The organism is Curtobacterium sp. MCLR17_040, assembly GCF_003234735.1.
Classification (GTDB): Bacteria; Actinomycetota; Actinomycetes; order Actinomycetales; family Microbacteriaceae; genus Curtobacterium; species Curtobacterium flaccumfaciens.
Genome location: NZ_QKTE01000010.1, coordinates 40,698 through 65,322, shown reverse-complemented (window position 1 = coordinate 65,322; position 24,625 = coordinate 40,698). Strand labels below are relative to the sequence as shown.

18 protein-coding genes and 1 tRNA gene are annotated in these 24,625 nt (G+C 72.0%); 11 read left to right on the top strand and 8 right to left on the bottom strand.

Features of this window, described 5'->3' with window-relative positions:
- The first annotated feature begins 23 nt into the window (after window positions 1-23).
- The 5 genes from DEJ01_RS10625 to DEJ01_RS10600 all read left to right on the top strand — a co-directional run bounded on the left by DEJ01_RS10625 (window position 24) and on the right by DEJ01_RS10600 (window position 5,640).
- A complete protein-coding gene (locus DEJ01_RS10625; protein ID WP_181438427.1) occupies window positions 24-2,138 on the top strand; it encodes an acyltransferase family protein in 2,115 nt (704 codons plus the stop codon).
- A 172-nt stretch (window positions 2,139-2,310) separates the two neighbouring features.
- On the top strand, window positions 2,311-3,990 hold the full coding sequence (locus DEJ01_RS10615; protein ID WP_181438426.1) for a glycoside hydrolase domain-containing protein: 1,680 nt from the start codon (window positions 2,311-2,313) through the stop codon (window positions 3,988-3,990).
- A 29-nt stretch (window positions 3,991-4,019) separates the two neighbouring features.
- A complete protein-coding gene (locus DEJ01_RS10610) occupies window positions 4,020-4,241 on the top strand; it encodes a hypothetical protein (protein WP_071406470.1) in 222 nt (73 codons plus the stop codon).
- Window positions 4,238-4,918, top strand: coding sequence for a gamma subclass chorismate mutase AroQ (aroQ, locus tag DEJ01_RS10605; protein ID WP_258375681.1), 681 nt, complete (start codon window positions 4,238-4,240; stop codon window positions 4,916-4,918). Before DEJ01_RS10610 ends, aroQ begins: the two co-directional genes overlap by 4 nt.
- 92 nt (window positions 4,919-5,010) lie before the next feature.
- Complete coding sequence (locus tag DEJ01_RS10600) at window positions 5,011-5,640, top strand: TetR/AcrR family transcriptional regulator (RefSeq protein WP_111092952.1); 630 nt, start codon at window positions 5,011-5,013, stop codon at window positions 5,638-5,640.
- A 10-nt stretch (window positions 5,641-5,650) separates the two neighbouring features.
- Here the strand turns inward: DEJ01_RS10600 and DEJ01_RS10595 are convergent, their stop codons facing one another.
- The 4 genes from DEJ01_RS10595 to DEJ01_RS10580 all read right to left on the bottom strand — a co-directional run bounded on the left by DEJ01_RS10595 (window position 5,651) and on the right by DEJ01_RS10580 (window position 9,157).
- Window positions 5,651-6,592, bottom strand: a complete 942-nt coding sequence (locus tag DEJ01_RS10595; RefSeq protein WP_181438425.1) for an AraC family transcriptional regulator — start codon at window positions 6,590-6,592, stop codon at window positions 5,651-5,653.
- A gap of 145 nt (window positions 6,593-6,737) precedes the next feature.
- A tRNA-Arg gene (locus tag DEJ01_RS10590) sits at window positions 6,738-6,810 on the bottom strand.
- Window positions 6,811-6,920: 110 nt separating this feature from the next.
- The gene (locus tag DEJ01_RS10585; RefSeq protein WP_111092950.1) at window positions 6,921-7,706 is read right to left on the bottom strand and encodes a dienelactone hydrolase family protein; all 786 of its coding nucleotides are present in this window, start codon (window positions 7,704-7,706) and stop codon (window positions 6,921-6,923) included.
- Window positions 7,707-7,735: 29 nt separating this feature from the next.
- Window positions 7,736-9,157, bottom strand: a complete 1,422-nt coding sequence (locus DEJ01_RS10580) for a glucose-6-phosphate dehydrogenase (protein ID WP_111092949.1) — start codon at window positions 9,155-9,157, stop codon at window positions 7,736-7,738.
- A 76-nt stretch (window positions 9,158-9,233) separates the two neighbouring features.
- Here DEJ01_RS10580 and DEJ01_RS10575 point away from each other — a divergent pair, with 76 nt between their 5' ends.
- The 4 genes from DEJ01_RS10575 to DEJ01_RS10560 all read left to right on the top strand — a co-directional run bounded on the left by DEJ01_RS10575 (window position 9,234) and on the right by DEJ01_RS10560 (window position 15,740).
- The gene (locus tag DEJ01_RS10575) at window positions 9,234-10,391 is read left to right on the top strand and encodes a Gfo/Idh/MocA family protein (RefSeq protein WP_035808774.1); all 1,158 of its coding nucleotides are present in this window, start codon (window positions 9,234-9,236) and stop codon (window positions 10,389-10,391) included.
- On the top strand, window positions 10,388-11,314 hold the full coding sequence (locus DEJ01_RS10570) for a sugar phosphate isomerase/epimerase (protein ID WP_111047724.1): 927 nt from the start codon (window positions 10,388-10,390) through the stop codon (window positions 11,312-11,314). Before DEJ01_RS10575 ends, DEJ01_RS10570 begins: the two co-directional genes overlap by 4 nt.
- 134 nt (window positions 11,315-11,448) lie before the next feature.
- Entirely contained in the window at window positions 11,449-13,263 is a 1,815-nt protein-coding gene (locus DEJ01_RS10565; protein WP_111092948.1) for a thiamine pyrophosphate-requiring protein, read from the top strand.
- Window positions 13,264-13,364: 101 nt separating this feature from the next.
- Window positions 13,365-15,740, top strand: a complete 2,376-nt coding sequence (locus tag DEJ01_RS10560; RefSeq protein WP_111092947.1) for a bifunctional UDP-sugar hydrolase/5'-nucleotidase — start codon at window positions 13,365-13,367, stop codon at window positions 15,738-15,740.
- Between the two features lie 333 nt (window positions 15,741-16,073).
- Here DEJ01_RS10560 and efeB read toward each other — a convergent pair whose 3' ends face one another.
- The 3 genes from efeB to efeU are packed head-to-tail and all read right to left on the bottom strand — an operon-like array spanning window position 16,074 to window position 20,195.
- Window positions 16,074-17,378, bottom strand: a complete 1,305-nt coding sequence (gene efeB / locus DEJ01_RS10555) for an iron uptake transporter deferrochelatase/peroxidase subunit (protein WP_111092946.1) — start codon at window positions 17,376-17,378, stop codon at window positions 16,074-16,076.
- Window positions 17,375-18,598 (bottom strand): iron uptake system protein EfeO, encoded by a 1,224-nt coding sequence (efeO, locus tag DEJ01_RS10550; RefSeq protein ID WP_111032887.1) that lies wholly within the window; start codon window positions 18,596-18,598, stop codon window positions 17,375-17,377. The genes efeB and efeO overlap by 4 nt, the downstream gene beginning before the upstream one ends.
- The gene (efeU, locus tag DEJ01_RS10545; protein WP_111092945.1) at window positions 18,585-20,195 is read right to left on the bottom strand and encodes an iron uptake transporter permease EfeU; all 1,611 of its coding nucleotides are present in this window, start codon (window positions 20,193-20,195) and stop codon (window positions 18,585-18,587) included. The genes efeO and efeU overlap by 14 nt, the downstream gene beginning before the upstream one ends.
- Window positions 20,196-20,264: 69 nt before the next feature.
- On the opposite strand from efeU, the gene DEJ01_RS10540 reads away from it, so the two are divergent.
- On the top strand, window positions 20,265-21,026 hold the full coding sequence (locus tag DEJ01_RS10540) for a trimeric intracellular cation channel family protein (RefSeq protein ID WP_071406483.1): 762 nt from the start codon (window positions 20,265-20,267) through the stop codon (window positions 21,024-21,026).
- Between the two features lie 247 nt (window positions 21,027-21,273).
- A complete protein-coding gene (locus DEJ01_RS10535; RefSeq protein ID WP_111029886.1) occupies window positions 21,274-21,876 on the top strand; it encodes a TetR/AcrR family transcriptional regulator in 603 nt (200 codons plus the stop codon).
- A 395-nt stretch (window positions 21,877-22,271) separates the two neighbouring features.
- Here the strand turns inward: DEJ01_RS10535 and DEJ01_RS10530 are convergent, their stop codons facing one another.
- Window positions 22,272-24,623, bottom strand: a complete 2,352-nt coding sequence (locus DEJ01_RS10530; RefSeq protein WP_146247594.1) for a DUF3488 and transglutaminase-like domain-containing protein — start codon at window positions 24,621-24,623, stop codon at window positions 22,272-22,274.
- Window positions 24,624-24,625 lie beyond the last annotated feature (2 nt).

Genomic DNA, 24,625 nt, shown 5'->3' with positions numbered 1-24,625 from the left:
CCACGTCTCCTAGGATCGACGCAGTGAGTACAGCAACGCCGGGCGAGCGGGGCCCCGCGCACCGAGCGCGCGACACCACGCGGTGGGACATCCAGGGCCTCCGCGCGTTCGCCGTCCTCGCGGTCGTCGTCTACCACCTGTGGCCGGGCGCCCTGCACGGCGGGTTCGTCGGCGTCGACGTCTTCTTCGTGATCTCCGGCTTCCTGATCACCGGGCTGCTGCTGCGGGAACAGCTCGCGACGGGCACGATCCGGCTCGGACGGTTCTGGTCGCGCCGGGCCAAACGCCTGCTGCCGGCCGCGTTCCTCACCATCGTCGTCACGGGCATCGCGGTGCTCGTCGCCGTGCCGAGCGCGCTGTGGGGACAGTACGGGCGTGAGCTGATCGCCTCGACGGTGTACCTGCAGAACTGGGAGCTCGCGGCGAACGCCGTCGACTACCTGGCGTCGGCCGACGCCCCCTCACCGTTCCAGCACTTCTGGTCGCTGTCGGTCGAGGAGCAGTTCTACATCCTCCTGCCGCTCCTGCTGCTCGGCGTCGGGGCACTCGCACGCCGTCGGTTCACGCCGCTGGCGACCGCGCGGCTGCTGCTCGGCAGCGTCGTCGTGCTGTCCCTCGTGTGGAGCATCGTGCAGACCGCCACCGACCCCGGCGTCGCCTACTTCTCCACCGGCACCCGCGCGTGGGAGTTCGCACTCGGCGGTCTCGTCGCCACCGTGCACCTGCCCGAGGTCCGCACCGACGTCGCCCGACGGGTCCGCCTGGTCGCCACCGGCATCGGCGTCGTGGCCCTCGCACTGTCCCTCGTCGTGATCACCCCGGAGACGGCGTTCCCCGGGATCGCGGCGCTGCTGCCGGTCGTCGGTGCGGCACTGGTGCTGCTGTTCGGTGCGGGGACCGAGTTCGAGGACGTCGGTGCGCTGCGGCCCGTCGCCTTCTTCGGTCGGATCTCGTACGCGCTCTACCTCTGGCACTGGCCCCTCGTCGTCATCCTGCCGATCATGCTGGGCCGTCCGCTCGACTGGGCGACGAGCTCGGCGGTGCTGCTCGTCGCGATCGGACTGGCCACCGCGACGACCATCTGGTTCGAGGAACCCGTCCGGTTCTCGACGTGGCTGCGGGACCTGCAGCCCCGGGGCGTCGTCTCGCTCGCAGTCATCTGCAGCTTCACCGTCGTCACGCTCGGGGCCGCCACCCTGACCGCCGTCTACGTGCAGGAGGTCAACGCGACCACGGTCACGAAGCAGGTCACCGCGGAGCAGGAGGACGACGACGAGTCCTGCTTCGGTGCCGCCGCGCGCATCGGGTTCGCCGACCCCTGCGTCGACCCCGAGCTCGCCGACGTCCGTGTGCCCGCTCCGGCCGTGGCCAAGGACGACGACGACAACCGCGCCGAGTGCTGGAGCGGCACGTTCCGGCCCTGCGTCCTCGGCAAGACCACCGGCTGGTCGAAGCACCTCATCGTCATCGGCGACTCGCACAGCAACGCACTGCTCGGTGCGTACGAGAAGATCGCCGACGACAACGGCTGGCGGATCGACCTGGCCGGCGCCGGCGGGTGTTACCTCACCACCGCGCAGCAGGACTCGCTGAGCCCCTCGTCGATGCGGGGCTGCAACTCGTGGAAGCACGCCGCCATCGACTACGTCCGCGAGCACCGCGACGCCGACGCCCTGGTCGTCACCCACTCCACCACGCAGATGCCGGTCAGCCTGCCGCCCGGACCGGCCCGCGACAAGGCCACCCGCAACGGCCTGGTCGACGCGTGGGAGCAGGCGGCCGGTGACGAGCTGCCCGTCATCGCGGTCCGTGACAACCCGGTACCCCGCCCCGACGTCGTCGCCTGCCTGAGCACGATGTCCGGGCCGACGACGGACGCCTGCGACCGGTCGCGCGCCGAAGCACTCGGCCTGACGGACTCGTCGGTCGAGGCCGTCGCCGCGTTCCGGGCGGCCGGGGGCAAGGCAGCCTCGATCGACCTGAGCCGCTACTACTGCACCGACACCACGTGCCCGGCAGTCGTCGGAGGCGTCCTGGTCTACCGGGACAGCACGCACATCACGGCGACGTGGGCGTCGTCGCTCGAGCCGTACCTGGAGCGTGCGCTGCGGGACCGGTTGGCGGCGTTCGCGCGTTGAGCCGGACCCCCCGGAACGGGCGGACTGAGCGCTTCATCAGACGATCGTCTGCCGAATTGCAGGACCGTCCCAAGTTGAGGGACGAAGTTGCTCGGACCATGCCGCGGCCATCAGCATCGCACAGCGCGATCGACGGCCAGCGGACGCTCGAGGCAACTGAAGGGGCACCCCCGTGCACATCTCGCGCCGAACTGCGCTCATCGGCATCACCGCCACCGTCCCGCTCGTCACGACCGCGCTCGCGGCCCCGGCCGACGCCGCCACCCCGTCCGGCGCGGCCGGCTCCACCGCGTCGACCGGTTCCTCCGGCTCGACCGCTTCGTCCGGCTCCGCCGACTCGGGCGTGCTCGCTGTGCAGCGCTGGCTCAACACGACCTTCGGGCACCTGCACGGGTGGGTGCACGTGGACGAGGACGGGCTGACCGGCAGCGGCACCGTGCTCGGGATCGTGCAGGCCACCCAGTCGCTGCTCGGCATCTCCCCCGTGGTCGCGACGTTCGGGCCGACGACCCGTCGGAAGCTCGAGCAGCACGGCGACGTCGGGGCCGAGACGGGCGACGACGCCGCGACCTGGCGCCGGCTGGTCCAGGCCGGACTGGTCTGCAAGGGCGCCTCGACCGTCACGCTCACCGGTGAGTACGACGCGGCCACCGTCGCGGCCGTGCAGGCGCTCCGGTCCGACCTGGGTGCCGAGCCCGGAGCACTCCCGCTCTCGGCGCACCTGTTCGGCGCACTCCTGACCGTCGACCCCGTGCGCCTCGCCTCCGGCGGGTCCCGAGCGGTGCGCGCGGTGCAGCAGTACCTCAACCGCACCTACGCCGAGGCGACCGGCGGCGCGTACGGGAGCACGAGCGGACTCGTCGACACGAGCACGTACTCGGCGGCGATCCGCGCGGTGCAGGTCGCGGTGGGCGTCACGGTCGACGGCGCCTGGGGCCCGGGGACGGCTGCTGCGCTCCGTGCCGCGGGCCCGAGCGTCGTCGGGGTCGGGGCCACCGGCGCCTGGGTGCTGCTCGTCAAGGCGCTCCTGGTGCTGAACGGCGAGCGCGTCGTGTTCAGCAGTGCCTACTCGGCGGCGGACGCCGCGGTGGTCCGTGCGTTCCAGCAGTTCCAGGCGTTCCCGCCGGCCGAGCAGACCGGGACGTGCGACGCCGGCACCTGGGCGGCCCTGGCCGCGAGCACGGGTGACCCCGACCGTGCGACGACCGGTGCCGACACCGCGGTGCGCCTCGACGACGCCCGCGCGGCCGCCGTCCGGGCGTCCGGTGCCACCAGCGTCGGCCGGTACCTCACCAACCACCAGCGTTCCGGAGCGCTCGACAAGGCCCTCACCCCCGACGAACTCCGCGTGATGGCGAGCGCCGGGCTCGGGCTGTGGCCGATCTTCGAGGAGGGCGGGTTCGCTGCCTCGTGGTTCACGGAGGAACAGGGTGTCCGCGACGCCCACCGCGCCCACGACGCGGCCCGGGGGCTCGGGATCCCGAAGCAGACCACCGTCTACTTCGCCGCCGACTTCGACGCGACCTCGGCGCAGGACGAGTCACTCGTGGTGCCGTACTTCCGAGGCGTCGCCGCCGGCCTGCGGGACCGCGGGAACCTGTACAAGGCGGGCGTCTACGGCTCCCGCGCCACGTGCACCGCCGTGAGCAGCGCCGGACTCGCGCACTTCTCGTTCGTCGCCGGGATGTCGCCGGCTTGGGCGGGCAACCAGCTCGAGCCACTGCCGGGCAACTGGTCGCTCAACCAGATCCAGAACCGCACGGTCGGGTCGGGCAACGGGTCCACCGAGATCGACGCGGTGGTGGACTCCGGGCGCGACCCGGGCGTCCCCGCGGCGCTGCTGGCCGACTGACCGGCTGCTGACCGGGATCGAGCACCGCTGTGACCACCACGACCCCGCGTGACGACGAGCCGCACGCCGTGTTCCCGCACCGTGCCACCTACGTCTTCTCGAACTTCGAGGAGGCGATCTCGATGGACTGCTACTGCGACGAGGGCGCCGACCACTTCGGCGTCTACCCGTTCTACGACGAGGTCATCAAACCGATCATCGACGATCTGACCCGACGCGTCCGGCGCCGGTTCGGGAAGGAAACCCCGTGAACACCACACACCCCACCACCCCGACCACCGCCCGGCACCGCACCCGCCGGACCGCCGCGACGGCCCTGGCCGTCGGGCTGCTCGCGGCGGGCATCGCCGTGCCGACCTCGGCGGCGAACGCCGATCCCCTGCCCACGTCCGCCGAACCGACGGGTTCCACGATGACCATCTCCCACGACGGTTCCCGTCCCACGGCGTCGACGGCGGAGCTCGACACCATCGGTACGCTCATCCTCCGACGGCTCGAGCTCGCCGACCCGGTGGCGGAGTCGAAGTGGCTCAGCGGCAAGCCGGTCGCCGACCCGGTGCGCGAACAGGCCGTCGTCGACGAAGCGGTGACCCTGGCGGAGCAGCAGGGCGTCGACCCCGTGCTGGTGACCCGGGTCATCCGCGCACAGATCGCCGCGAGCAAGGTCGTCCAGCGCGGCCTCATCAACCACTGGACGCACAACCCGTGGACCGCACCCACGACGGCACCGGACCTGACGACCATCCGCCCCCAGCTCGACGCCATCGACACCGACCTCGTGGCCGCGCTCGGCCAGGCCCAGACCGTCGCCCAGGACCACCGGTGCGCACACCTGGTGGACGCGGAGCGGAAGCACCTCGACGTCGGACTCGACTCGCTGCACCGGAAGGGGATCGACGTGGCCTGGCACACGTTCTGCGCCGCCTGACGCGGGCAGGGGACGGGTCGTCATCGTGAGCGGCCCTAGGATGTGGTGTTCACTGATCGCTCAGCTCCGGGCGAGGAAGGACACCGCGCCAGATGAACCAGCGGCAGCTCGCCATGGAGGCCTCTCGACGAGCCATCATCGATGCCGCGGGGCAGCAGTTCGCCGCCTTCGGCTACGAGGCGACCACGTTCTCCCGTGTCGCCGAGGCGATGGGGAAGCCGAAGTCGGCGATCGGGTACCACCTGTTCCCGTCGAAGAAGGACCTGGCGACGGCGGTCATCGAACTGCAGCAGCAGCGCTGGCGTGCACTCTTCGACGCACTCCCCGCGCAGCCGGGCATCGAGCGACTGACGGTGTTCCTCCTGACCACCGGGATGGACGTCCGCCGGGGCTCGGTCGCGGGCGGCGCGGTCCGGCTCCTGCACGAACTCGGCAAGGCCGGCGTGCCGGTACCGCGCGGCTTCGACTGGTTCGAGATGACGCGGGGCGAACTCGTCAGCGCCGGGGTCGCGGCGGCGGACGTCGACGCGGCCGCGGTCCAGCCGTCCGTCCTGCTGCTCCTCAACACGACACTGGGCATGGTGGACGGTTCGACGCAGCTGACCGACGACGAGCTCATGGCGCAGCTCAAGGCGCTGTGGGCACCGCTCTTCACCTCGTTCGGCATCGCCGGTGCATCCGAGGTCATCGAGGCGGCCCAGCCGTACTCCCCCGGGTCCTGACCCGGGTCGTTCAGTCGCCCTGCCGCGGGACCTCGTCGCGGAGCGTCCGGCTCGGCGACCGCCCGTAGGCCTCGCGGTAGGCGGCGGAGAACCGCGTCGCGTTGCTGAACCCCCACCGCAACCCGATGGACGCGACCGTCGCTCCGGCGTCCGGATCCGCCACCAGCAACTCGAGGTGTGCCTCGGCCAGCCGCACCCGCCGGACGTATGCTGCCGGGCTCACCCCGAGCTCGCGCTGGAACGCGGACTGCAGCCCGCGGGACGACACCCGGGCGGCCGTGGCGATGTCGGGGACCGAGATCGGTTCGGTGAGGTGATCGTCGATGTACTGCACGGCGCGGCGCACGACCCCGCCGGCGGCCGCCGAGGTCGGGACGATCGCGTCCGGCTCGATGTGCACCGGGAACACCTGGAACGCCGCTGCGGCGACGTGGCGGAACACCTCGGCGCGCACCAGGTCGTTCCCGAAGGCCCGCTCATCGCTCGTGACCGCGTGCGCGTGCCCGATGACACTCGCCCAGTAGTCCGCCAGTTCCGGACGAGGCGCCCGGCCGTCGACGACGAGCCGCCCTCGCTCCGCGCCCTGCTGCTGCAACCCGACCCCCAGCAGGACCGACACCGGCAGGCTGACGACGCTGAAGTCCACGTCGAGGGTGTCGTTGTGGACCATGCCGAGGCCGTGCAACGACCCGTTCGGCACCCCACCCGTCCCGCGCGGGGCGAAGTCGCCGCTGTGCACCTGGACCGACACCAGCGTGTCCGCGATCTCGGCGGTCGTCTCCATCGAGCCGCCGAAGTGGTGCCGTTCGACGGTCATCACGCCGTCGCCGCGCACGTGCTGTTCGTACCGGAAGAGCGGGCCGACGTCACGGATCTCCGGGCGGTCGTACAGCGCCCCCAGGGCCGTTGCGGCCACCTCGGCATCACGGGTCGCGAAGTCGATGGACAGCACAGGCACCTCGTTCTCCGATCGGACGGACCGACGCACCATCGTCACCCCGTCGACCGGGGAACGCCTGCGAAGACGCGCCGCTGCCGGTCAACGACGAAGGGCCCCGGTGGAATCCACCGGGGCCCTTCTTCGTTCTGCTTGCCTGTGCGCTCGAAGGGACTCGAACCCCCAACCTTCTGATCCGTAGTCAGATGCTCTATCCATTGAGCTACGAGCGCGTGGCCTTGCGGCCGTGGAAGACTCTACAACAGGTGCGGCCCGGGCGCCAATCGAGGCGCTCCGGCCCCCGTGCTCGGCGTGTCGCGAGTGGTCTCCGACGGCCGCACCGTCACAGCGCCGCGGGCTCCTCGTCGAACACCTCGGCCAGGAACACCCGGAGCGCCTGCCACGATCGGCGGTCGGCACGCTCCTGGTACTGCGCGCCGTGGTCCGGGGCGTCGGTGCCCGGCACGGCGAACGCGTGCATCGCGCCCGAGTACGTCACGACCTGCCAGTCGACGTCCGGCGCCGCCCGCATCTCCTCCTGCCACGCGTGCACGGCGTCGTCCGGCACGACGGGGTCGGCACCCCCGGTGAGGACGAGCAGCTTCGCCCGGATGTCCGCGGCGTCCGAGGGGTCGTGGGCGATGAGGCCACCGTGGAACGCCACGGCACCGACCAGGTCGGCCCCGGTCCGTGCGAGCTCGAGTGCGGTGGAGCCGCCGAAGCAGTACCCCATCACGACGACGCGGGTGGGGTCGACGTCCGGGTCGGCGAGCAGTCGCTCGAGCCCGGCGGTTGCGCGGGCCCGCAGCAGGGGCAGGTCCTGGTAGAAACCGCCGGCGACCTGGGCCGCCGTGTCGTCGCCCGGGCGGACACCGGCGCCGTAGATGTCCGCGCCGAACGCGACGTAGCCGAGCCGGGCGAGCATCGTCACTCGGGCCTCGACGTGCTCGTTCACGCCGTGCCAGTCGTGCACGACGAGGACGGCCGGACGACGACCCGCGATCGCGGCGTCCTTCGCGAGCACACCGAGCAGTTCGGTGCCCTCGTGGTCGTAGGGGACGTCGTCGACACGGATGTCGGCGCCGGCGGGTTCGGGAACGGTCTGCAGGACGTCGTCGGTGGTGTTCACGTCGCCCGACGCTACGCCGCCACTCGGGCTCAGGCCTCGATGTTGTCCCAGCCGCCGGGGCCGACGGACCCGGCGGCGTACTCGTCGAGGGGTGCCTTGCCGGCCTTCCACGCGTCGAGGAACGGCCCGACGACCTTCCAGCCCTGCACGGCGCTGTCGCCGCGCACCGACAGCGTGGCGTCGCCCTCGAGCACGCCGGCCAGCACCTCGCCGTAGGCACTCAGGCGCCCGGGGTTGAACGTCACCTCGAGGCTCGTGTGGTCGATCGTGTACGGGTCACCGGCGCCGTTGACGTTGAGCTCGAGCTGCATCTCGTCCGGGGCGATCCAGATGCGCAGCCGGTCGGGCAACTCGGTGCCGGTGAGTCCCTCGGGCACGTGCGGGGAGTCCTTGAACGTGATGACGATCTCGCGGCGCTGTGCGGCGAGCGCCTTGCCGGACCGCAGGGTGAAGGGGACGCCTGCCCAGCGCCAGTTCGCGATCTCGAGGGTGAGCTGGGCGAGGGTCTCGGTGCCGAGCGACGGGTCCACGCCGTCCTCGTCGACGTACGACGGCAGCTGGCGGTCCCCGACGGTGCCGGCGGTGTACCGGGCGCGCTTGCCCGCGGTGACGACGTCGCCGCCCCACGGTCGGACGGCCCGCAGCACGAGCTCCTTCTGGGTGCGCAGGTCGTCGGCCTTGATCGAGGCGGGGGCCTCCATCGCGACGACGGCCATCACCTGCAGCAGGTGGCTCTGGATCATGTCGGTGAGCGCCCCGGCCTTGTCGTAGTAGCGCGCCCGACCCTCGAGACCGAGGGTCTCGTCGTAGACGATGTCGACGCGCTCGACGTGCTGCGACGAGAGCAGCGGTTCGATGATGCGGTTGGCGAAGCGCAGCCCGAGCAGGTTGAGCACGGTGGAGCGGCCGAGGAAGTGGTCGACGCGGTGGATGCGCTCCTCGGGGATGAACGAGTGGAGCAGGTCGTTCAGGTTCGAGGCGCTGTCGGCGTCGGTGCCGAACGGCTTCTCGAGCGCCAGGCGGGTGCCTGCGGGCAGGTCGAGGTGGGCGAGCTGTTCGCAGCTCTTCTCGGTGACCGCGGGCGGCAGCGCGAAGTAGATCGCGGGGTCGTGCTCGCACGCGGCGAGCAGGGCGCGCAGGTCGTCCGGGTCGGTGACGTCGGCCTTCCGGTAGGTCGAGGCGTCGACCACGGCCTGCAGCCGCTCCGGCAGCGATTTCTCACCCGAGGCGCCCTCGTCCTCCTCGTTCTTCGACGCCTGCGCGTTCTCGAAGGACTCGCGCACCTGCGCCTTCCAGTCGGCGTCGGACAGGTCCTCGACACCGGCCCCGACGAGCTGGACGTCCCAGTCGTCCTTCACCTGGAGCAGGGTGGCGAGGCCGGGCAGGAGCAGGCGCTTGGACAGGTCGCCGCTGGCTCCGAGGATGAGCAGGCTGGTCTGGAGGCTCGACATGCTGCAGACGGTACTCATCGGCCCCGGTGGATGACCGGGCCGCTACGGTGGTGTCAGTCCGGCGCGAGGGAGCACCATGAGCAGTGGGTACGAAGGGCGACGCCTCCGTGTCGCCGTGGTCGGGACGGGCATGATCGCCGGCGTCCACGCCCGGGCGGCCCGGGCCTCCGGCGCCGAGGTCCTCGGCGTGCTCGGCCGGAACGCCGCCCGGTCCGAGCAGGTGGCGGCGCAGCTCGACCTGCCCCGTGGCTACGCCTCCCTCGACGAGGTCATCGCCGACGCCCCCGACGTCGTGCACATCTGCACCCCGAACGACCAGCACCACCCGCAGGCGCTCGCGGTGATCGCGGCCGGCATCAACGTGGTGTGCGAGAAGCCCCTGGCGATCGACCCCGCGCAGGCCGCCGAGCTCGTCGCCGCCGCTGCCGAGGCCGGTGTCGTGGCCACCGTGCCGTTCGTGTACCGGTACCACCCGATGGTCCGCGAGATCCGGGCGCGCATCGCCGACGGGGAGCTCGGCCGGCTGCTCGCGGTGCACGGCCACTACCTGCAGGACTGGATGCTCGACGAGGACGCCTCGAGCTGGCGGGTGGACCCGACCTCGAGCGGGCTGTCCCGCGCGTTCGCCGACATCGGCTCGCACTGGTGCGACCTGGTCGAGTTCGTGACGGGTGAGCGCTTCGCCTCGGTGTCCGCCGCGACCGACATCGTCTACCCGACGCGGCCGGCGGCGTCCGGTCCGTCGTTCTCCGGCTCCCCCGACCCGGACCCGGTGGCCGACGCGGCCGAACGCGCCGAGGTCACCACCGAGGACACCGCCGTCGCCACCTTCCGCACCGCCACGGGCCGCATCGGGAACGTCGTGATCTCGCAGGTCGCGTCGGGCCGGAAGAACCGCCTGTGGTTCGAGGTCGACGGCACCCGCGGCAGCGCGGCGTTCGACCAGGAGCAGCCCGAGTCGGCCTGGTTCGGCAACGAGCGCGGCGCCCAGATCGTGGTCCGCGACCCGTCGCAGGGGTACCCGGACCAGCGCCGGCTGGCGATCGTGCCGGCCGGGCACCCGCAGGGGTACCTCGACGCCTTCGCGGCCTTCGTCGCCGACACCTACACCGCGGTCCGCACCGGGGTGGCCCCCGACGGACTGCCGACGTTCGCGGACGGCGCCCGCTCCGCCGACATCATCGAGGCCGTGATCGGCAGCGCGGCCGAGACGACCTGGCGGGAGATCCGGTGAAGCTCGGCATGCTGACCGCCTGCCTGCCCGGTTGGTCGCTCGACCGGATCGCCGGGTTCGCCCAGCAGCAGGGCTACGAGCGGCTCGAGGTCGCCGTCTGGCCGGGCACCGGCGGCCGCGACTTCGAGGCGGCGCACCTGCCGGTCGCCACGTTCACCGACGAGGACGCCCTGGCCACCCGCGCCCTGCTCGACCGCACCGGCCTCGAGATCTCGGCGCTCGCGTACTACGAGAACAACCTGCACCGGGACCCGGAGCACCGGGCAGCGGTGCGGACCCATCTCAAGCACGCGATCGACACCGCGCAGACGCTCGGCATCCCGTACGTCGGCACCTTCATCGGGCGCGACACCACGAAGTCCGTCCGCGAGAACATGGCCGAGGGGAACCGGGTCCTGCCCGAGCTCGTCGACTACGCCGGCGAGCGGGGCGTGCGGCTCATCATCGAGAACTGCGTGATGGAGGGCTGGCACCCCGACGGGTACCCCGGCAACATCGCGTACTCCCCCGAGCTCTGGGGCTGGGTGACCGGTCTGGGCTTCGGCCTGAACTGGGACCCATCGCACCTGACGTGGATCGGTATCGACCCGGTCGAGACGATCCTGCCGTTCGCCGAGCACATCGTGCACGCCCAGGCGAAGGACCTGGAGCTGTTCCCCGAGCGGCGCAACGAGTACGGGTTCTTCGGCAAGGTCGACAAGGGCGACGACCCGTGGGACATGGGCTGGTGGCGGTTCCGGGTGCCGGGCCGCGGTGTCGTGGACTGGCCGCGCGTCGTCGACCGCCTCTACGAGGCGGGCTTCGACGGCACGCTGAGCGTCGAGCACGAGGACCCGCTCTGGGGCGGCACCGACGACCGGGTGCTCGAGGGGCTGCGCATCGCGCACCGCACGCTGCGTCCGCTGATCGCGCAGGAGCAGTAGCGAGCACCCACCGGCAACGAGCACAGGGCCCTGGTCTGGAGGCCCGGATCACGTGACCGACGTCGGTCACGTGATCCGCGCCTCCAGTCCGGTGCCTGTGAACGGACCCGTGCGCGCCCGCGCACGCTGGTGCCATGAGCACGACCGTGAGCGACTTCGTCATCGACCGCATCAAGGCGTGGGGGGTCTCCCGCGTGTTCGGGTACCCCGGCGACGGGATCGGCGCCTTCGACGGCGCGCTCGGCCAGGCGGCCTCGAAGGGCGACGGCCTGGAGTACGTCCGCCCCACGCACGAGGAGATCGCGGCGCTGATGGCGACCGCGCACGCGAAGTTCACCGGCGAGGTTGGGGTCTGCGTCGCGACGTCGAGTCCCGGTGCCTTCCACCTGCTCAACGGGCTGTACGACGCGCAGATGGACAACCAGCCGGTGGTGGCGATCGTCGGCCAGCAGGGGCGCGCGGCGATGGGGTCGTTCACCCAGCAGGAGTCGAACCTGGAGCGCGTGTTCGCCGACGTCGCCTGCTACGTGCAGACGGTGGCCACGCCCGAAGCCGTCGGCGTGGTGCTCGACACCGCGTTCCGCACCGCGTCGCTGCGCAAGCAGCCGGCCGTCGTCGTGCTGCCCCACGACGTGCAGGCGATGGCGTACGACGCACCGCCGCTGGAGCACTGGGCCTCGCGGTCGAGCGACGTCCCCGCGTCCACCCGGATCACGCCGCCCGCCGACGAGGTCCGGAAGATGGCGGAGATCATCAACGCCGGGTCGAAGGTGACGTTCCTGGTCGGTGCGGGCGCGCGCGGTGCGACGGCCCAGGTGCTCGCAGCGGCCGAGAAGGCGGGTGCGGGGATCATCACGGCACTCCGCGGCAAGGACGTGATCCCGTCCGACGTGCCGTACCACTCGCAGCAGCTCGGGCTGCTCGGGTCGCTGCCGTCGCTGCACCAGATCCGCGACTGCGACACCCTCGTGCTGCTCGGCACGAACTACCCGTACGGCGAGTACATGCCGAAGACGGGACAGGCCCGGGGCATCCAGGTCGACATCAAGCCGGAGCAGCTCGGCCTGCGGTACCCGACCGAGCTGAACCTGTGGGGCGACGTCGGCTCGACGCTCGACGCGGTGCTCCCGCTGCTCGAGCAGAAGACCGACAGGTCTTTCCAGCAGACCGTCGCCGACGAGATGCGCGAGTGGGAGTCGGAGATGCGTGCGCAGTCCGAGGTCGCCTACGACGACGGCGTGAACCCGCGCCGGGTGATCCAGGCCGTGAACGACCGGCTGCCCGACGGCGTCACGGTCACCGCGGACGCCGGCACGACGGCCGACTGGTACGGCCACCACATCCGGTTGCGCGAGGGCATGCGCGGCGACATGTCCGGCCGCCTCGCGACGATGCTCGCGGCGATGCCGTACGCGGTGACGGCGAAGTTCGCGTTCCCGGACCGCCCGGCGGTGTGCACGATCGGCGACGGGGCCTTCCAGATGCTCGGCATGAACGAGCTGATCACCGTGAAGAAGTACCTGGCGGCCTGGCCGAACCAGCAGCTCGTCATCGTGGTCATGCACAACGACGACCTCGGCCAGGTGTCGTGGGAGATGCGCACCGAGGACGGCAACCCGATGTGGCGCGGCTCGCAGGACGTCGAGTCGATCGACTACGCCGGGTACGCGACGCTGCTCGGGTTCCAGGGCATCGCGGTGCACGAGGACTCCGAGGTCGAGGCGGCGGTCGAGCGGGCCTTCGCCCACCAGGGGGTGACCCTCATCGACGCGTACGTCAGCCGGAGCGTCCCGCCGCTGCCCCCGCACATCACGAAGGAGTACGCGATCAACACGGCGAAGAGCCTGCTGAAGGGTGACCCGGTCGAGTTCGACGTCGTGAAGGACTCCGCCAAGGCGATGGCGACCGAGGTCACCGAGCGGGTGAAGGGCGCCCTCGGCCGCGACTGAACCGGTCGGGTGGGCCCAGGGGGACGGCCGTGTGAACGTCGTGTGACGAGTTGCGCAGGGGTCTGGCGAGTCGCCTGTGCGTCTTCGTAGGTTCGACGGCGATGAACACTTCCCACACCACCGGAACCGCCGGTGCGACGACCCGACGACGCCTCGGCGCCGGCGCGGCCCTCGCCACCGCCGGGGTCCTGGTCGCACTGTCCGTCCCGTCCGCAGCCGTCGCCGCCGAGGGCGACACGACGATCGACATCATCGACGTCAACGACTTCCACGGTCGCATCGAGTCCGAGGGCACCGCCGCCGACAAGGCCGCCGGCGCCGCGAAGCTCGCCGGCGTCGTGCAGTCGTACCGCGAGGCCAACCCGAACACGATCTTCGCCAGCGTCGGCGACAACGTGGGCGCCTCGACCTTCACCTCGCTCATCCAGCAGGACTCCCCCACGATCGACGCCCTGAACGCCATGGACCTCGACGTCAGCGCGATCGGCAACCACGAGCTCGACAAGGGCCAGGACGACCTGACCGGCCGCATCGAGGACCGCGCCGACTGGCCGTACGTCTCGGCGAACATCGTCAAGGCCGGCACCACCGACCCCGCCTTCACCCCGTACTCCATCGTGGAGAAGGGCGGCGTCAAGGTCGGCTTCATCGGTGCCACCACCGAGGACCTCATCCCCGGGCTCGTCAGCCCCGGCGGCGTGAAGGGCCTCGCGATGGCCCCGATCGTCAGCCAGGTCAACCGGTACGCCGAGCAGCTCACCGACGGCAAGGACGACAACGGCGAGGCCGACGTGCTCGTCCTGCTCGTGCACGAGGGCGCCACCACGAGTGCGCTCTCCGACGCCACGGGCACCGGCGCGTTCGGCAAGATCACCTCGGGCGTCTCGTCGAAGGTCTCGGCCATCGTGTCGGCGCACACCCACGCGACGTACAACCACTCCATCGCGGGCCCCGACGGCACGAAGCGTCCGGTGATCCAGGCCGGGTCCTACGGGGTGAACCTCGGACACCTGCAGCTCACCGTGGACGCCGACAAGCAGCTCACCGGCATCACGTCCTCGGTCACCTCCGTCAACGAGGACAAGCGTGTCCCCGCCGACACCACCTCGGTCAACGCCGTGAGCGACATCGTGACCGCCGCGAAGGCCGTCGCCGACGTCAAGGGCGGCGAGAAGCTCGGCGAGATCACGGGTGACCTGCGTCGCGCCGTGCAGTCCGACCGCAAGGCCGAGAACCGCGGCGGCGAGTCCGTCCTGGGCAATTACATCGCCGAGGTCCAGCGCAGCGCCACCGAGCGGAACGGCTCGCAGGTCGCCTTCATGAACCCGGGCGGTCTCCGCACCGACATGGTCTACGCGTCCAGCGGCGCCGGCGACCCGGACGGCACCGTCACCTACAAGGAGGCCGCGCTCGTCCAGCCGTTCGCCAACACCCTGGTGACGAAGGACATGACCGGCCAGCAGATCAAGAACGCCCTCGAGCAGCAGTGGCAGCCGGACGGCCTCGAGCGTCCGTTCCTGAAGCTCGGCGTCTCGGACGGCTTCGCGTACACCTACGACCCGTCGAAGGGTCGCGGCGAGCGCATCACCGGCATGACCCTCGACGGCAAGGCGATCGCGCTGACCGACACCCTCAAGGTGACCGTCAACTCGTTCCTGTCGACCGGTGGCGACAACTTCGCCGCCTTCGCGACCGGCACGAACGTCGCCGACTCCGGCCAGGTCGACCTGCAGGCCCAGGTGGACTACTTCCTCGCCAACCCGAAGGTCACGCCCCTGAAGGACCAGCGCGCCGTCGGCGTCACGGTCACGCCGACCCCGGCCGGTGGCTTCCAGCCCGGTGACGCGATCGAGCTCGACCTGTCGTCGCTCGTGTTCAGTAGCGAGGACCCCGAGAAGGCCGGCACCGTCTCGGTCACCGCGGACGGCAAGGAGCTCGCAACGTCGGCGATCGACCCGACGATCACCGACAAGAACGACGAGCAGGGTCGCGCGACCCTGACCGTCACGGTCCCCGAGATCGAGGCGCCAGCCGCACGCGCCGCCGCCCGCACCGCCGGTTCCGTGTCGCTCGCCGCGGTGGCCGAGCCGGTCGCCACGACGGACGCGCCGCTCGTCGTCACCCTGCCGGGTGGCCAGACCATCACCCTCGCCGTGACGATCCCGGTCGCCGCAGCGGTCGACCCGACCGACCCGACCGACCCCACGGACCCGGTCGACCCGACCCCGGCTCCGACCTCGAACCCGGGTGGCGGGGTCATCCCCGGCCCCGGCGCGGGTGACGGTGACGACGCCGGCATCGGTGGCGTCGGCGGGACCGACGACGACCCGCGCGCCGGTGGCGACCTCGCCTACACGGGTGCAGACCTGACCGCTCCGGCGATCGCGGCCGGCCTGCTCCTGCTCGCCGGGATCACGGCACTCGTGGTCCTCCGCCGCAACCGCGCACGACGTGCCGCGACGGTCCTGACGGACTGACCCAGAGCCTGCGGGCACACACGCGAACGGGCCGTCTCACCCTGGTGAGGCGGCCGTTCGCGTCGGCCAGGAGGCCCGGAGCACGTCCGGCGCACACCTCGCGCGACCCGGCGGTCACGGTTGCTGTCCCATCCCGGTCGATCACTGCGGATCCGCGGATCCGCGGGGTACTCTCGGGGTTGTCGCACCGCGACGCGTCGTGCCGGGTCGCTTTCAGCAAGTCGACGGTGGTTCCGTTCGGCGAGACTCCGCGACGCGGGCGTCCTCCGCCTCCAGGGAAACGGCGGAGGGCGCCCACCCCTTCGGGTCAGCGCCTCAGGTCAGCGACGCAGCTCATCGGAAGAGCTGCTCGCCGATGTACGACCCCTTGCGGGGTGCCGGCGGCACGGCGAACACCGCGGAGCCGATGTGCGAGACGTACTCGTTCAGCCGGTCCGAGGCGCCGAGCTTCCGCTGCAGGCGCGTGAAGTGGTCCGGGTCGTTCACGTAGGCGATGAACAGCAGCCCGGCGTCGAGCTGGCCGTACTCGTTGAGCCCGTCGGTGTAGTTGTACGGCCGGCGCAGGATCTTCACGCCGCCGTTCGCCTCGTGCGCGGCGAGGGCGATGTGCGACGTCGCGTCGATCTTCGTCGCACCGTCGTCGTCCTTCGCGTGGAAGTCCGGGGTGGTGTGCTCCTGCCCGCCGGAGAGCGGTGCGCCCTGGATCTTCGTCCGCCCGAACACCCGCTGCTGGTCGCTGACGACGTCGGCGTCCCAGGTCTCGATGTTCATCCGGATCTTCCGCACCACCTGGTAGCTGCCGCCGGCCATCCACCCGGCGTCGCGGTCGAGCCAGACGAACCGGTCGTGGTCGGCGTCGGTCGTGATGTTCCGGGTGCCGTCCTTGAACCCCATCAGGTTGCGGGGCGTGCTCTGGTTCGGCCCCGCCGATGCTCGGCCGAAACCGAGCACGGTCCAGCGGACGGTCGCGGTGCCGCGGGCCATCCGCGCCAGGTCGCGCACCGCGTGGTACGCCACCTGGGGGTCGTCGGCGCAGGCCTGCAGGGACAGGTCCCCGCCGGTCAGGCCCTCCTGCAGGTTGTCGCTCGGCAGCGTCGGGATGTCGGCGAGCGAGGCCGGACGGCGGTCGGCCAGCCCGAAGCGCTCGTCGAAGACGCCTGGACCCAGGCCCACCGTGACGGTCAGGGACGCCGGCCCGAGGTCGAGCGCCTCACCGGTGTCGGCACCGACCCCGTTGCCGTGCGCGGGCTCGACGCTGCCGACGGTCTTGCCGGCCTGCAGCTGGGCGATCGCGGCCGACCAGCGGGCGAGGAGCACCTGCAGCTCGGTCGTGACGGTCGTCGACAGGTCGAACGTCATGTAGACGCAGTAGCGCTGCGGAGTGGTGCGGATCCCGCCCTGCGGCTGCCGTGCCGCGGTGGCGTAGAACGGCTGACTCTGCGACAGGTCGATCGACTCGTCGCCGTTCGTCGCCGCCGTGAACGGGTTCACGCCGGTCGCCGCGGTGGCGCCGCCGATGCCCGCAGCCGCGCCGACCCCGGCACCGGCCACGGCCAGGCCGGCGCCGAACAGCCCACGGCGGGAGACGTTCGCCCGCGGTGCCTCGTCCGCGCGGAGTGCCTCGTCCGGCTCGGTCACGCGGTCGCGACCTTCTCGGCCAGGCGGGACAGCGGGTCCTGCAGCGCCTGGATCTGCTGCGAGATCGTGTTCGCGTCGGACTTCTTGGTGGCGGCGTCCCACGTGGCGAAACCGCCCAGGTCGTCGGCGTCGCGGTAGCCGTCCATCATCGTGTTCGTGGCGTCGAACTGCTTGGCGATCTGCTTCGTCAGGGTCGGGTCGAGCTTGGTCAGCCCCGGCTTGAGGTACGCGAAGGCCTGACGGGCGCCCTCGACGTTGGCGGCGAGGTCGACGAGGTCGATGTGGCTGTACGCCTCTTCCTCGCCGGTGATCTTGTTCGACTGCACCTCTTCGAGCAGGCCGGCGGCACCGTTCGCCAGGTCCTCCGGCTTGTAGTCCAGGGTCGGCACGAGCTTCGCGAGCAGCTGCACGTCCTCGGTCAGGTCCGCGGCGGTCCGCTTCGTCGAAGCGGTGATCTTCCCGGCCTGGAACAGGTCCTTCTCGACGGCATGGAACCCGCTCCAGCCGACGGCGGGGTCGAGGTTCGAGGCACGCATGTCGATCAGGTAGTCGAGGTTGCCGGCGTTGTCGGTGGCCTTGAACCCCTTCTTGACGAAGCCGTCGACGTCGCTCTCGACGTGCTCGTAGAACGGACGGGCGTTCGCGTAGTCGGTCTTCGCCGCGTCGAGGTCGCCGGCGTCGATGTGCTCCTGCATCTGCTCGACCGCGGCGACCATGTCGGTGACCTGGCCGTCGACGTAGGTCGCGTAGCCCTTCGTCCCGTCGCGGAGCAGGGTCGAGGCGCTGCTGTTCGCGGTCGACGCGGCCTTGCCGGTGACGGTGAAGTCCGTCAGCTCGGTCTCGGCGCCGGGGCAGTACACCTGGTACTTCCCGCCGGTCAGCGTGGCGGTGAAGCGGACGGCGTCGAGGCCGGGTGCCAGGTTCTCCTTCTCGCCGAGGATCCGCTGGTCCTGCAGCAGCTCGACCTCGGTGATCGCGGTCGACGACTCGTTCTTCACCGTGAAGGTGACGGGGCCCGCGGGGACCTTCGTCGAGGACACCGCGCAGGCGTCCTGCCCGTCGTTGGTGAGCGTGATGGTGACGCGGGAGACCTTCGCGTCGCCGGAGCCGGAGCCGTCGGCTCCGGTGGAACCGCCGGCGCACCCGGTGAGTGCGAGGGCGGTGACGGCGCCGAGGGCGCCCAGGGTGATCAGGGGTCGGACGGGCTTACCGAAGGACATGGTCGGTGCTCCTTGCAGGGTCCGCGGCCGGAGGGCCACGAGCGGGGACGGGTTCGGGGGTGGGGATGGTGGGAAGTCGCCGGCGACGGCGGTCACGGAGGGCCAGCAGCGCCTGCGCGGCGGCCGCGATGCCGAGGGCGATCGGCAGCCAGGCCTTCCAGAGCAGCAGATCGGCTGATCGCGAGTCCGCTGCGGCCACCGAGGCGGCCGACCGCTCGACGCGGGCGTCGGGGACGGACCAGACGGTGCGGTCCAGTGTCGTGGTGCGCGCGGACGGGAGGCCCCCACCGCTCAGCGTCAGCACCTCGCGTTCGTCGCGGGTCGCGTCCAGGACCCCACCGCGGACGGTCCACAGGGTCACCGTGTCGCGCACGGCCCAGCGCGCCGCGAAGGGGCCGGGGTTCGTCGACGGGGAGACCCCGACGGGCAGGCGACCGAACAGGGTGACGAGGTCGTCGAGCGTCAGCGTCGACGGACGGTCGGCACCGCTCCCCTGCTCACTGGTTCCGTCCTGCACGACGCGCCACCGGTCGGCGGCCACGCCCGCGCGGGTGACGCGGCGGTGGGCCGACGTCGGCAGGGTGAGTCGGGCCTCCTGGCCGGTTCCGGTGCCGGCCACCCGCAGGACGCCGGACGCACCGTCGACGCTGGCCGAGACGGAGCTGGCGTCGCCGCTGACCGCGGTGGTGCGGGGCAGGTCGACCCCGCCCGTCGGCACGGCGATCGCGAGTGCCGCTGCCGCCACGGCGAGTGCACCGGCGACGACGGCGCGCACCCGGGGCACGCGGTCCGGCGACGGACGCCAGGCGCGCGGCCAGAGCGTCAGGGCCAGCACCGGGACGACGTAGAGGACCCAGCCGAGCACCTCGATCACCCGCGGGTCCGGCGGGATGCCGAGCACGCCGGTGACCAGGGCGCCCTGCACCGAACCGTTCGGGGCGAGCCACGACAGGTCGACGGTGCGCTGCTGGCCGATGACGATCCAGCCGGCCTCGTGCGCGCGGCGGAGGACGGTCAGCACCAGGCCACCCGCGACGAAGACCAGGAAGACCCCGGTGCCGGTAAAGAACCGCGACAGGTTGAGGCGGACGCCACCGGTGTAGATGCCGAAGCCGACGACGACCGCGGCCGCGATGCCGATCACGGCGCCGAGGGCGGCGAGGCCGGTGTCCGACGACGCCTGGAACGTGGCGAGGAGGAACACCGAGGTCTCGAAGCCCTCCTTCAGGACGGCGAGGAACGCCATGCCGGCGAGGGCCCAGGCGGTGCCGCGGCCGAGGGCAGCGGTCGCACTGGCCTCGAGGTCGGCGGTCAGGGTGCGCGCGTGCGTGCGCATCCAGACGATCATGCCCGTGACGAAGACGACGGCGACGATGCCGATGACCGCCTCCATGCCCTCCTGCTGGGCCTGCGGCAACGCCTGCTCGACGGCCTGCAGCCCGAAGCCGACGGCGATGCTGAGCAGCACCGCGAGCCCGACGCCCGACCACATCGGGGCGAGCGGGACGCGGTTGCGACGCAGGAACGCGGCGATGATGCCGACGATGAGCGTGGCTTCGAGGCCTTCACGGAGACCGATGACGAGAGTGGCGAGCATGACGAAGGTGAGGCTAACCTAACCGCCGAACGGCCCGCCAGTCGTGCGACGTGATGTTTGATGGTTCTCATGAACCTGCTGTCCGTCGACGGCCTGGCGTCGGTCACGAACGTGCTCGACCTCGCCGGGGTCTTCGCGTCCGCCCTGCTCGGCGGCTCCATCGCCCGCGCGATGGACTTCGACCTGTTCGGGTTCCTGGTCGTCGGGTTCGTCTCCGGACTCGGCGGCGGGATGCTCCGCGACACCCTGCTGCAGAACGGGCCACCCGTCGCGCTCGTCGACCCGCTGTACGTGCCGGTCGCCGTCGCCGGGGCGCTCATCGCGTTCCTCGTGTCGTTCTCCGAGCTCACCTGGGACCGGCTGTTCACCGTGCTCGATGCCGCCGTGATCGGGTTCTGGGCCGTGGTCGGCGTGCAGCGGACCTACGACGCCGGGCTCGACTGGCCCGCCGCGATCATCATGGGGACCATCACCGCGGTCGGCGGCGGGGCCATGCGTGACCTGCTGCTACGGCGGGTGCCGGCGGTGTTCGGCGGGAACGCGCTGTACGCCACCGTGGCCGTCGCCGCGTCGGCCGTGATGGTGATCGCCTCGGCGCTCGGGTCGCCGTCGCTCGGCATCCTGCTCGCGATCACGCTGTCGCTCGGGCTCCGCTGGGGAGCGGTCCGCCGGGGCTGGGGGCTGCCGAACGGCCGTGACTGGCAGCCGAAGTCGACCCTCGGTTCGCTGCTCCGGCGGGGTCGGAGCCTGCGGCCGGACGCGCTCCGGTTGCTCCGGCGCCCGGGCCGTCGGACCGGTGCCGGCAGTGTCCGAGAAGAGCACGAGGACTGAGGGGCTGTCCTCCGCGGCCCCGCGACGCTACGATCAGTACCGCCGGGTATCGTCCTGGCAGTTCTGCCGGGGATGGTCCCGGTGAACGCTGTCCGCACAGCACCGACGCGACCCGAACGCGCCGGTTCCGAGCAGACGTGGGGATGGGGGCTTCGCTGATGCCGCGCGGGATCAGACGCGCGGCGCGGCAGGTCTCCACCACGATGCTCTCCCCGACGACCACCACCACAGGTCGGAGCAGCAACCGATGAGCGACGACGCTTCCCCCACCCAGCGCATCCCGCGTGCCGAGGTCCGGGAACGCCTGCTCGCCGCCGGAGCCGCGGTCTTCGCCGAACAGGGTGTGTACGGCGCGCGGCTCGACGACGTCGCCGCGCGCGCGGGGTTCAGCAAGGGTGCGGTCTACTCGAACTTCTCGTCCAAGGAAGACCTGCTCGCCCAGGTCATGCAGCGGTCCACGAACGTCGTGCTCGGCTCACTGCAGGAACTCGTGCACGCGGACATCGCCGCGGTCGACGTCGGGGACGTCCTGCGCGCCGCGTTCGGGCAGAACGACCAGAGCGAGCAGTTCGCGCTGCTCTCGGCGTTCCGCGGGTACGCGGTGCGGCACCCGGAGCTGCTGCCCGAGTTCATCCGGCAGCGCCGGATCCTGCAGGACGGGGTGCTCGAGCTCGTGCGGCTGTGGCTCGGTGCCCACCCCGAGGTCGAGGTCGGCATGACCCCGGAGGAGTTCGCGACCGTGCTCATCGGGGCGAACGTCGGCCTGGTGTTCGACGCGCCGGCGCTGCCCGGGGTCGATCCGGGCGAGCTCGTCGCGACCCTGGTCGAGGCGGTCATCCGCCGGCGCTGACGCGCGGTGCCCCGCTCGGCGGCGCGGGCGCGGGCGGCGGCGCGGGCGCGGGCGGCGGCGAGGCGCGGCGGTCGGGGCTTCGCACCGTGCGAGGTTCGCGACCCCGTGCCCGCTCGATCGCACCGTGCGAGGTTCGCGACCCCGTGCCCGCTCGATCGCACCGTGCACGCCTACAGCCCCGCACCGAGCCACCAACCACGCACCACCCGACGAACCCCGCACCGTGCAACACCCGCCGAGCCATCGCCCAACAGAGCCCGCACCGTGCGAGGTTCGCCACCCCGTGCCCACTCGACCGCCCGGTGCCCGCCCACAGCCCCGCACCGAGCCACCAACCACGCACCACCCGACGAACCCCGCACCGTGCAGCACCCGCCAGCCGGCACGCGCCCGCGTCAGGCCGTGCGACGATCCCGACGGCGGGGCTTCGGCCCGTCGTGGGACCAGGCGGACGACGGCAGCAGACTCGGCGGCAACAGGCGCGACCGCACGACGCGCACCGTGGGGACCGAGGCGTCGAGAGCCCCGCGAGCGTCGCGGACGTGACGCTCCAACGCCGGAGTGTCCACCGATGCGGCCCCGTCGGCGGCGAAGCGCTCACGATCGACCGCATCGACCGCGGCCTCCAGGTGCGGCACGACCGACTCCGGCAACCCGGGCCGCAGGCGTCCGAGCACGGCTCGGGCGGTCCGGGCCACGGCGGCGGCGTCACCCGGCGGCGCGAGGCCCGGGGCGTACCCGTGGTCGGCGACGTCGTCGAGCAACTCGCGCCACGCCTGCACGGCGGGTGAGCGCCCGGCAGCGATCGCCGACAGCCTCGATCGGCGGCGAACCGCACGCACGAGGCCCGGGGCGACGAGGACCGCGAGCACGAGCAGCAGGCCCACGAGCAGCCCGACCGGTCCTCCGCCGCCGCCGGTGCCGGACGCACCCGTGGCACCCGGAACCGGGGACGCCGACGGGGTCGGTGACGCTGATTCGTCCGCCGGGGTGGTCTGCTCGGGCGCCGGCAGCGGGGTCTCCGGTGCCGCCGCGGTCGGCGAGGCCGAGGGCTCCTCGGACGGCGCAGCTTCGTCGGAGTCGGGCGTCGGCTCGAAGGCGACCCACCCGGCGCCCTGGATGTACAGCTCGGGCCAGGAGTGCAGCTGCCGGTTCGACACCGCGTACTCGCCGTCGGGCTGCGGCGACCCGGCACGGTACCCGACCGCGATGCGCGAGGGGATGCCGAGCGTGCGCGCCATCACGGCCATCGCGGACGAGAAGTGCACGCAGTACCCGTCGCGGACCTTCAGGAACGTCGAGACGACGTCCATGCTGTCGCCGTCGTAGCCCTGCTCGACGGGGGCGGTCTCGGAGTAGGTGAACAGGTCGCTGCGGAACCACTGCTCGAGGGCCCGCGCCCGCCCGTAGTCGTCAGTCGCGGCGGCGGCGACCCGGGTCGCGGTGGTCGAGATGTTGGCGGGCAGGTCGTCGGGCAGGGCGAGGTCGGTGCGCAGCTGCTGGCGGCTGGGCTCCCGGAAGCCACGGCCGTCGGATCGCGCGAGCACCCCCGAGGCGGCGACCGCATCGAGGTAGTCGTTGGCGAACGTCGAGGCCCCGTAGACCTCGTACATCGCGCCGCGGGCGGTTGCGGCTCCGGTCGACCGGACGGTGCTCGAGTTCCCCATCCACCGCCACTGCGACAGGTCGAGGTTGGTGGACTGCGACTCGATCGACACCGCACCCGACGGCACCGGCAGGTAGGTGCTGGACAGCCCGGTGATCCGGACCGTCACGTCGCCACGGCTCGCCAGGCGCGGGTTGACGCCCTCGGCCCACTGCTGCTCGTCGGCCGTGTCGGCCTCGGCCGCGTTCGTCACGGTCGGCACCCAGTCCCCCGTGCCGAACTCGTCCAGGTCGGCGAGCTTGAGGTACTCGGGCTGCCCGTCCGACGAGCGGTAGCGGAACACCTCGAGCTCGCTCGGACGGCGCAGGTCGTTGCCGAGTTCGAGCAGGGTGCCGGGCCGTCCGGGCTGGATCGGCGACTGGATCGCACCGGTCACGCCGGACAACCAGCTGGCGTTGAGCGGCACGATCGTCGGCAGCCCGATGGCCACGACGAGCCCGATCGCCCCGACGACCGCGGCCGGCAGTGCGCGCTGCACCGGACGCACGGACAGCCAGAGCAGCGCGAGGAACGCCACCGCCGTGGTGATGACGAGCGGGGTGCCGGCGGGCTGCCCGGTGATGACGCCCGGCACGATCAGGATGACGAGGGCCGGGGCCGCGGCGAGCGACGGGATCCGCGCGATGGCGGCGAGGAACAGCGAGACCGCAGCGACCCAGCCGATCGACGCGGTGACGACGAGCCGGATCGCGTCGGTCTGCGGCAGGGGTGCGGGGTTCAGGCGGATCGCGGCGAGCGTCTCCCCGAGGGCCCCGTCGGCGTCGAGCCACCCGAGCGGTTGGATGTCGTTGACCAGTGCGGCGGCGCACGAGCAGGCGATGACCGTGCCGACCAGGACGACGAAGCGGATGCCGGGCGTCTGGCGGCGTACGGCGAGCATCACGGCGACGAGCACGGCGACGACGACGACACCCGATGCCCACCAGGCGATGCCCTGCACGAGCGGCCGGATGGCGAGTGCGGCGAGGAGCACGGGCACCGGGGCGAGGGCCACGACCCAGGCGCTCGGGACGTCACGCAGGTCGTCGTCGCGGTCGAGGATCTCGCGCACGTCGGCACGGCCACGCGCCGGCGCGCTCACCC